The 9,118-nt window shown below is 68.3% G+C and carries 4 protein-coding genes; all 4 read left to right on the forward strand.

The genetic code is table 11. The features are described 5' to 3' along the window. Window positions 1-2,384, forward strand: a 2,384-nt coding sequence (locus tag E3U47_RS24525) for a UvrD-helicase domain-containing protein (RefSeq protein ID WP_134694155.1), incomplete at its 5' end; no start/stop codon positions are given. A 44-nt stretch (window positions 2,385-2,428) separates the two neighbouring features. Then, on the forward strand, window positions 2,429-2,842 hold the full coding sequence (locus tag E3U47_RS24530) for a VOC family protein (protein WP_134694156.1): 414 nt from the start codon (window positions 2,429-2,431) through the stop codon (window positions 2,840-2,842). Between the two features lie 100 nt (window positions 2,843-2,942). Then, on the forward strand, window positions 2,943-3,731 hold the full coding sequence (locus E3U47_RS24535; protein ID WP_134694157.1) for an alpha/beta fold hydrolase: 789 nt from the start codon (window positions 2,943-2,945) through the stop codon (window positions 3,729-3,731). 144 nt (window positions 3,732-3,875) lie between these two features. Beyond that, window positions 3,876-9,118, forward strand: a 5,243-nt coding sequence (locus E3U47_RS24540) for a non-ribosomal peptide synthetase (RefSeq protein WP_134694158.1), incomplete at its 3' end; no start/stop codon positions are given.

Here is a 9,118-nt window from a genome sequence, read left to right on the forward strand (position 1 = left end):
GCCGTGGCTTGAGCCGCCTGCAGGCGCAGCACCGTGACTCCTGGTTCCTAGGGCATGCCAGCGGCCAGCGCAGTGGCCATGCCGATGGGCTGCGCGAAGGGTACGAGCGTGGTCGGGTGGAGGGTTACGAGGCTGGGCGCCAGGTATTGATCATCCGCGACACCCGTCCGGAGCATGCCGCGGCGCCAGGCCAGGACGACAAGCTGTTCGATGACTGGCGTCTGCCGCTAAGCGCCGAGCTGAAAAAGCGCTTCAAGGCTGACGTGGCCCAGCGCCTGCCGGCGGACGCCCAACCGAGTGCCGCGCAGTGGAAGCTGATCTTCAGCGACACGCCTTCCACCTGTGTGGTGGCCGGGGCCGGGGCCGGCAAGTCGACTTCGCTGGTGCTGCGTATCCTGCTGCTGCGCCACTACCTGGGCTTCGAGCTCGACGCCCTGACCGTGGTGACCTTCACCCGCGAGTCGCGCAAGGACTTCATCCAGCGCCTGCTGCAGGTGTTCGGCCTGTGGCAGGTAGCCTTGTCGCCGGCCCAGGGGCGCGAGCTGGTGCGTACCTTCCACTCGCGCATCCTGCCGCTGGTGCGCAGCCTGCCGGGCTTTGCCCAGGTGCGCGCCTTCGAGACCCTGGGCAACGAGCTGCCCGCCGGGGCCGAAGCCAATGCCGAGGGCAATCCCTTCGACTTGCGCCTGAACGACGCCCAGCGCCAGCAACTGAACCTGTGCTACCGCGACTTGCTGGCCGACAGCCCACGTTTCGCCGAGCTGGTCGGCAGCTTGCGCCAGGAGGCGCTGCTGCTCAAGCCACTGGACCCGGAGCACCCGGATGTGCAGAAACGCGCGCAGGTCACCCAGCTGGCGGCGCAGCGCGACGAGGAACTGTGCGATGTGATCGAGGACCTCTGGTTCGCCGCCGGTGCCTGGCCGATCAAGGGCATCGAACCGTGCCGCGAGACCGTGCAGATCCGCGGCAGCCGTTTCCATGTGCATGGGCGCCTGGAAGGGCTGGATGCCTGGGTGGTGTTGGGCTTCGACCCCAGCGAAAGCGGCCAGTACCAGCGCCCCGGGGCCAAGCTGGCGGTGCGTGCGGAGTGGGCGGTAAAGCGCACTCTATTTCAAGCTTTCTGCGATAAACCATTGATATGGCTAGATAACTATACGGCAGCCAAGCGCCTGGCCGCGTCCCTGGCGGGGGATGCCGTTGCCGGCCCTGGCTTTGAGTACAAGGTCAAGGGCGAGCTGGCCCCGGCGCCGCTGCTCGATGCATTCGTCAGCGCCGCGGGCTTTATCGAGAACCTTGGCCTGGACGTCAACACCGCGGTGGCCGCCATGAGCTTCCCGTCTGGTGACAGCGACGCGGCCTTCTTCGAGGCCCTGGCCCTGTATTGGAAAGCCTTCGAGGCGCACCTGCTGGCCCAGTCGCCGCCGGTGATGACCTATAACCGCATGTTCGCCCTGTTCGGCGAGAACAACCCGGAAAACCTGGCGTTGCTACCCGACCCATTGCTGCGCCCGTTGGCGCACCTGATGATCGACGAGTTCCAGGACGTCTCGCCACAGATCGTCAGTTGGCTGCGCGCCTGCCTTGCAGAGATCCGCCGGCGCGGCCCGGCCATGCACAACGGTCGGCTGGCGCAGCATTCCTCGTTGATGTGCGTGGGCGACGACTGGCAGTCGATCTACGGCTGGCGCGGCAGTTCACCGAAGTACTTCATGGAGTTCACCAAGGCCTTCCCATCGCCCGCCAACACCCGGGTGATGCTGGTGGAGAATTACCGCAGCCAGCAGCACATCATCGATGCCGCCGAACACCTGGTCAAAGGCGCTGCGGCCATCAGCGGCAAGAAGGCCCGCGCCAGCGGCCTGGCGGCCGAGCTGCCGTTATCGCCGGTGAAGGTGTTCGAGCGCGACGAGGCGGCGCTGGCCCAGACCCTGATCGAGCATTACCAGCAGGGCGAATCAGTGATGATGTTGTTTCGAAAAACAAGCGATAAGTCATTGATTGAAAAGTATTTAGTTGATGTCGTTAAAGCTGATTCTAGCTTGCCGGCCAGCCAGCGCCGCTTGCGCCAGCTGACCTATCACAGCGCCAAGGGCCTGCAGGCCGACGCCGTGTTCATGCTCGGCGACTGCCAGTACCTGACCAGCTCACCTTACAAGAACCAGGTGTATCGACTGGCCGGCCTGGGCAAGCCCGGCGATGCCCAGGCCTTCGACACGGCGCAGAAGGAAGAGGTGCAGCGCCTGGCCTATGTGGCGGTGACTCGGGCGGTGAAGCATTGCTACTGGCATGTCGAGAAGCCCAGCGCCGAGGCCGCGGCGCAACCGCGCGCCTCGAGCCAGGTGCAGGGGCGCCAGGCGTTCTTCGAGGATCTGCGTGGGCAGTAGGAGGCTGCTATGGTCTAGGCAACGTCTGCTCGAGGAGCGCCAGCATGCCTGCTTTCGAGATTCTGCATATCGACCATATCGTGTTGCGGGTTGCCGACCTGGAGCGCAGCTTGAGTTTCTATCACGACCTGCTGGGCTGCCCGATACGCAGGCGGCGGGAAACCCTGGGGATGATCCACCTGGCGGCGGGCAACAGCCTGATCGACCTGGTGGCGGTCGATGGGCCGCTGGGCCAGCAAGGCGGACCGGGCCCTGGAACCTCGGGGCACAACCTCGATCATTTCTGCCTGCGGATCGCGCCGTTTGATGAGCTGGCGTTGCGCCGGATGTTGCAGGACGCCGGGGTCGAGGTGCAGGCGGCGCAGCCGCGTTATGGCGCCGACGGCGAGGGATTGTCGCTGTACTGCATTGATCCTGACGGCAATCGGCTCGAGCTGAAGGGGGCTGCCGAGGCGTGAAGAGGAATTGAGTCGTGGCAGGAGCGTGCCGCTCCCTGCCCATGGCCACCTTCAACCGTTAACATGCCTGCCTCGACCGGAACCCGCCGCAGGAGCCCGCATGACCGCTGTCACCGTGCAAGACCACTGGCTCGAAACCCCGCAAGGGCGTCTTTACGCGCAGACCTGGATCCCCGCCGCGGCTCAGGCTGTCCCCATCATCCTGATGCATGACTCGCTAGGTTGCGTGGCGCTGTGGCGTGACTTCCCCGAGCAACTGGCCCAGGCCAGCGGGCACCCGGTCATCGCCTATGACCGCCTTGGATTCGGCCGCTCGGATGCCCATCCCGGCGACCTGCGCCCTGGCTTCGTCGAAGCCGAGGCCAGCGAGGGTTTCGCCGCGCTGCTGGCGCAGAGGGCGATCGGCCCGTTCATCGTGTTCGGTCACAGTGTCGGTGGCGGCATGGCCATGGCCTGCGCCGCCACCCATGCCGAACGCTGCCGGGGGGTGATTACCGAGTCGGCCCAGGCATTCGTCGAGGCGCGCACCCTGGCCGGGATTCGCGCCGCCGAGCAGCAGTTCGCCGCGCCGGGGCAGTTGCAGCGTTTGCAGCGTTACCACGGCGACAAGGCCGAGTGGGTGCTGCGGGCCTGGATCGACACCTGGCTCTCAGCGGATTTTGCCAATTGGAACCTCGATCAGGTTCTGGCGCAGCTGCGTTGCCCTTTGTTGAGCCTGCACGGTGATCAGGATGAGTTCGGTAGCCTGGCGCATCCCCAGCGCCTAGCCGAGCTGGCGGCGGGGGCGGTACAGGTGCAGGTCTTGGAGGGCGGCGGGCATGTGCCGCATCGCCAGCAGCCGTGCTGGGTGCTGGAGGCCGCGGTGGGCTTTTTTCAGCGCTCGATCTGATAGGCGCCGCCCCCGTGGCGGCGTACACCTCCCAGCCCTGATTGGCCCGCAAATTCTTTGTCCCCCCTTCCCATGTCAGCCGCCTGTCGCCCAATCCATTAGCGTTCCGAGCATTTCCGATTGGCAAAAGCAGGATGCTTACCGATGCTCTTCAGCGAACTCATGGCAGCGCTCTCCACCCGTGCGATCCGACTCCAGCGCGAGGAGGCCGACCTGCTGGTCGACGGCGCCGATGATGCCCTCGACGATGCCCTGTGGGATGCCCTGGCCGCCCACAAGCCGGCCCTGTTGGAGATGCTCGCGAACCACGGCGACGACTGGCTGAGCCCGGCGCTGCGCGCTACCCCCGAGATGCTGCCGCTGGCCGAGCTCGACCAGGCCGCCATCGACCGGATCGTGGCCAGTGTGCCGGGCGGGGTGAGCAACCTGCAGGACATCTACCCGCTGGCGCCGCTGCAGGAGGGCATGCTTTACCACCACCTGAGCGCCCGCGCCGGCGACCCCTACGTGCTCCAGGCGCAGCTGCGCTTCGCCAGCGCGGCGCACCTGGAGGCCTTCGCCGAGGCCCTGGACTGGGTGATCCAGCGCCACGACATCCTGCGCACGGCGATGGCCTGGGAACTGCTCGATGCCCCGCGCCAGGTGGTCTGGCGCCAGGCCCCGCTGGCCCGTGAAAGCCTCCAGCTGGCGGCGGGCGAAGCGCCGCTGCACCAGCTGTGCGCACGCTTCGACAGCGCCCACTACCGCATGGACCTGCGCCAGGCGCCGTTGCTGCGCCTGGTCGATGCCCGAGGCGAAAACGGCGAGGTGGTGGCCCTGTTGCTGTTCCACCATACGGTCATGGACCACACCGGCCTGGACATCGTCCGCCGCGAGATCCACGCGCGCCTGGCCGGCGAGGGTGAGCGCCTGCCTGCCGCGGTACCGTTCCGCGACCTGCTGGCCAGGACCGCGCTGGCCCGCGACGAGCAGGCCCATGAGGCGTTCTTCCGCGCCATGCTGGCGGATATCGACGAGCCGACCCTGGCCTTCGGTGTGGCGCAACTGGCCGGCCAAGCCGTGCAGGAGGCCCGGCTGACCTTGCCCACGGCCCTCAGCCTGCGCCTGCGCGCCCAGGCCAGGCAGTTGGGGGCGAGCCCGGCGAGCGTCATGCACCTGGGCTTGGCGCGGTTGCTCGGGGCGCTGTCCGGGCGCGACACGGTGGTGTTCGGCAGCGTGCTGCTCGGGCGCATGGCTGCGGGCCTTGGTGGCGAACAGGCACTGGGCATGTTCATCAACACCTTGCCATTGCGCGTCGATTTGGCCGGGCAGGGTGTGCGCGATGCCCTGCTGGCCACCCATCGTCAGCTCACCGCGCTGCTCGACCACGAACAGGCACCGTTGGCCCTGGCCCAGCGTTGCAGCGCCGTGGCGGCACCGGCACCGCTGTTCAACAGCATGCTCAACTACCGTCACAGCGGCGCCGCCGACGCCGCCGAGGTAATCGCCGTGGCGCCGGGTATCGATGTGGTCGGTGCCGAGGAGCGTACCAACTACCCGCTGGCGGTGGCGGTCGATGACCTGGGCGAAGACCTGCTCCTGACCGTCCAGGCCCTGGCCGCCTGGGGCGCCGAGCGCCTGTGCGGGCAGTTGCTGCAGGTGTTCGGCGAGCTGGCCGATGCCCTGGAGCGTGAGCCCGGGCGCCCGCTGTTGCAGCTGTCGGTGCTGCCCGCGCAGGAGCGCCAGCAGTTGCTGGTCGACTACAACGCCAGCGTCGCGGCGCCGGCGCCCGATCTGCCGCTGCATGGCTTGTTCGAACAGCAGGCCGCCGCGCGCCCCACGGCCATCGCGGTGCAGGGCGAGGACGGTGAACTGAGCTATCGCGCGCTCAACGAACAGGCCAACCGCCTGGCCCATCACCTGATCGCCCTGGGCGTCGGCCCCGACCTGCGCGTCGGGATCTGCGTCGAGCGGGGATCGGCTCTGCTGGTGGGCCTGTTGGCGATCCTCAAGGCCGGTGGCGCCTATGTGCCGCTCGACCCCAGCTATCCGCCCGAGCGGATCCGCCACATGCTCGTCGACAGCGCGCCGTTGGCGGTGCTGGTGCAGGGCGCCACGCGTGACCGGGTGGGCCAGGGGGCTGCGCCGACGATCGATCTCGACCAACCGACCTGGGCCTCGCTGCCATCGAGCAACCCCGTGGTGCCTGGGTTGACTGCGCAGCACCTGGCGTACGTGATCTACACCTCCGGCTCCACCGGCCAGCCCAAGGGCGTGATGGTGGAGCACCGCAACGTGGTCAACCTGGTGCACTGGAGCGACCAGTTGATCGCCGCCAACCCCCAGGGCGCGCTGCTGCACAAGACCCCGGTGAGCTTCGACGCCTCGGTGTGGGAGCTGTTCTGGCCACTGTGCACCGGCTTGCGCCTGGTGCTGGCGCGGCCGGACGGCCAGCGCGAACCGGGTTACCTGATCGAGCTGATCCGCCAGCGCCAGGTCAGCGTGGTGCAGTTCGTGCCGGCGCTGTTGCAGCAGTTTCTCGATGAACCCGACAGCGCTTGCTGCGAGAGCCTCAGCGATATCGTCTGCGGCGGCGGCGAGCTTACCGAGGCGCTGGCGCGGCTGGTACGCGAGCGCCTGCCACAGGTGCGCCTGCACAACGTCTACGGCCCCACCGAGACCACGGTCGACTGCACGTCCTGGACCCTGGAGCCACAGGCGCCGCTGCCCAGCGCTGCCTTGCCGATTGGCCGGCCGATCGCCCACACCCGCTTGTATGTGCTCGACAGCGCCGACCAGCCGCTGCCGTGGGGGGTGGCCGGGCACCTGCATATCGGCGGCGCCGGCGTGGCCCGGGGTTACCTGGGGCTGCCCGAGCAGCAGGCCGAGCGTTTCATCGCCAGCCCGTTCGTGGCCGGCGAACGTCTGTACCGCAGCGGCGACCTGGTGCGCCAGCGCGCCGACGGCGTGCTGGAGTTCCTGGGGCGCAACGACCATCAGATCAAGCTGCGCGGCCTGCGCATCGAACCGGGCGAGATCGAGGCGGCCCTGGACCGTGTCCCCGGTGTGCGCGAGGCGCTGGTGCGGGTGCATGAGCATGCCCACAGCGGGCCGCAACTGGTGGCTTATTACAGTGGCGCGGCGCACACCGCCGAGCAACTGCGCGAGGCCTTGCTCGGCCAGTTACCGGAGTACATGGTGCCGGCGCTGTTCATCCACCTGGCGGCGATGCCGCTGACCGCCAACGGCAAGGTCGACCGCAAGGCCCTGCCGGCGCCCGAGGCGCCGCTGCGCCAGTACCAGGCCCCGCAGGGGGAGGTCGAGCAATGCCTGGCGACGATCTGGGCCGAGCTGCTGGGGGTCGAGCGGGTGGGCCGGGACGACAACTTCTTCGAACTCGGCGGCCATTCGTTGCTGGCGGTGCGCCTGGTGGAACGGATGCGCCGACAGGACCTGCACGCCGATGTGCGCGTGCTGTTCGGCCAACCGACCCTGGCCGCGCTGGCCGCCAGCGTCGCCGGCCAGGCACGCATCGAGGTGCCGGCCAATCGTATCGACGCCGGTTGCATGCGGATCACCCCGCAACTGTTGCCCCTGGCCAGCATCGACCAGGCCGGCATCGACCAGGTTGTGGCGCAGATTCCTGGCGGCGTGGCCAATATCCAGGATATCTATGCCCTGGCTCCGTTGCAGCAGGGCATCCTCTACCATCACCTGGCCAGCACGGGCGCCGACCCCTATGTGGTGCAGGCTCGCTTCGCCTTCGCCGGGCAAGGGCAACTGGACGCCTTCGTCGCGGCGCTGAACCAGGTGATCGCGCGCCACGACATCCTGCGTACCAGCCTGCACTGGCAGGGTCTGGAGGCGCCGGTACAGGTGGTCTGGCGCCAGGCCCCGCTGAGCCTGAGCCCGGCATTGGCGGTGCCGCGCCTGGACCTGGGCCGCGCGCCGTTGCTGCGCTTGAGCCGCGAGGTGGTGGACGGCCGTTTGCAGGCAACCTTGCTGCTGCATCATGTCCTGCTCGATCACACGGCGGTGGAGCAACTGGTGGCCGAAGTCGGGGCCTTGCTCCAGGGCCAGGCCGAGCTGGCGCCGAGCATCCCCTATCGCAACTACGTGGCCCAGGCGCGCCTTGGCGCCGATAGCCAGGCCGACGAGGCGATGTTCCGCGAACTGCTGGGTGATATCGACGAGCCGACCGAGGTGTACGGCCTGCGCGAGGCCAGTGTCGACCAGCGGCCGGTACGCGATACCCGCCTGGCGCTGGCGCCGGCCCTGGCCCTGCGGCTGCGCGAGCAGGCACGGGCATTGGGCTTGAGCGTCGCCAGCCTGTTTCACCAGGCGTGGGGCCAGGTGCTGGCGCAGTTGTCCGGGCGTGAGGAGGTGGTGTTCGGCACCGTGCTGTTGGGCCGCCTGCAAGGCGGCGAAGGCGCTGACCGGGCGCTGGGCATGTTCATCAACACCCTGCCGCTGCGGGTGAGCGTCGGCAGTGCCAGCGCGGTGCAAGGCGTGCGCCTGACCCATCAGCGCCTGGCACGCTTGCTTGAGCGCGAGCAGGCCTCGCTGGCCCTGGCCCAGCGCTGCAGTGGGGTGCCCTCGGCGCGGGCGTTGTTCACCAGTTTGCTGAATTTCCGCCAAAGTGCCGGCCAGTCGCCGCAGGGACCGAGTTGGCAGGGTATCGAACTGCTGAGCGCGCAGGAGCACAGCAGCTACCCGCTGGTAGTCAGCGTCGACGACTATGGCAGCGATTTCAGGTTGACCGTGCAGAGCGTGGCGCCGGTCGATGGCGAGCAGGTCTGCCAACTGTTGCAGATGGCCCTGGTACGCCTGGTGACGGCGCTGGAGCAGACGCCCGAGCGCGCGTTGCACAGCCTGCATGGCCTGCCCGCAGCCGAGCACGACAGGGTGCTGCGCGGTTTCAACGGCACTGCTCGCGATTATCCACGCGAGCAACCCTTGCATCGGCTGTTCGAGGCCCACGCCGTGCGCACGCCAGCGGCGCTGGCGGTGCTGCAGGGCGAACGGCGCTGGAGCTACGCCGAGCTCGAGACCCAGGCCAATCGCCTGGCGCAGCACCTGGTCGAACTGGGTGTGCAGGCGGGTGAGCGGGTGGCGTTGCTGCTGCCGCGCTCGTTCGACCTGCTGGCGGCGCAGTTGGCGGTGAGCAAGTGCGCCGCGGTGTTCGTGCCGCTGGACGGCAACGCGCCGCTGGAGCGCCAGGCGTTCATGGTCAGTGACAGCCAGGCGCGGGTGCTGCTGACCCATAGCGACCAACCATTGCTCAACGCGGCGCGGCGGGTCGAACTCGATCAGCTCGTGCTCGATGGCTATCCGGACCAGGCGCCGCCGCGCATGGCAGACGCCAGCCGCGCGGCCTACATCATGTACACCTCGGGCTCCACCGGCAT

This window comes from Pseudomonas sp. RIT623 (assembly GCF_004519305.1).
In the GTDB taxonomy this organism is placed as follows: Bacteria; Pseudomonadota; Gammaproteobacteria; order Pseudomonadales; family Pseudomonadaceae; genus Aquipseudomonas.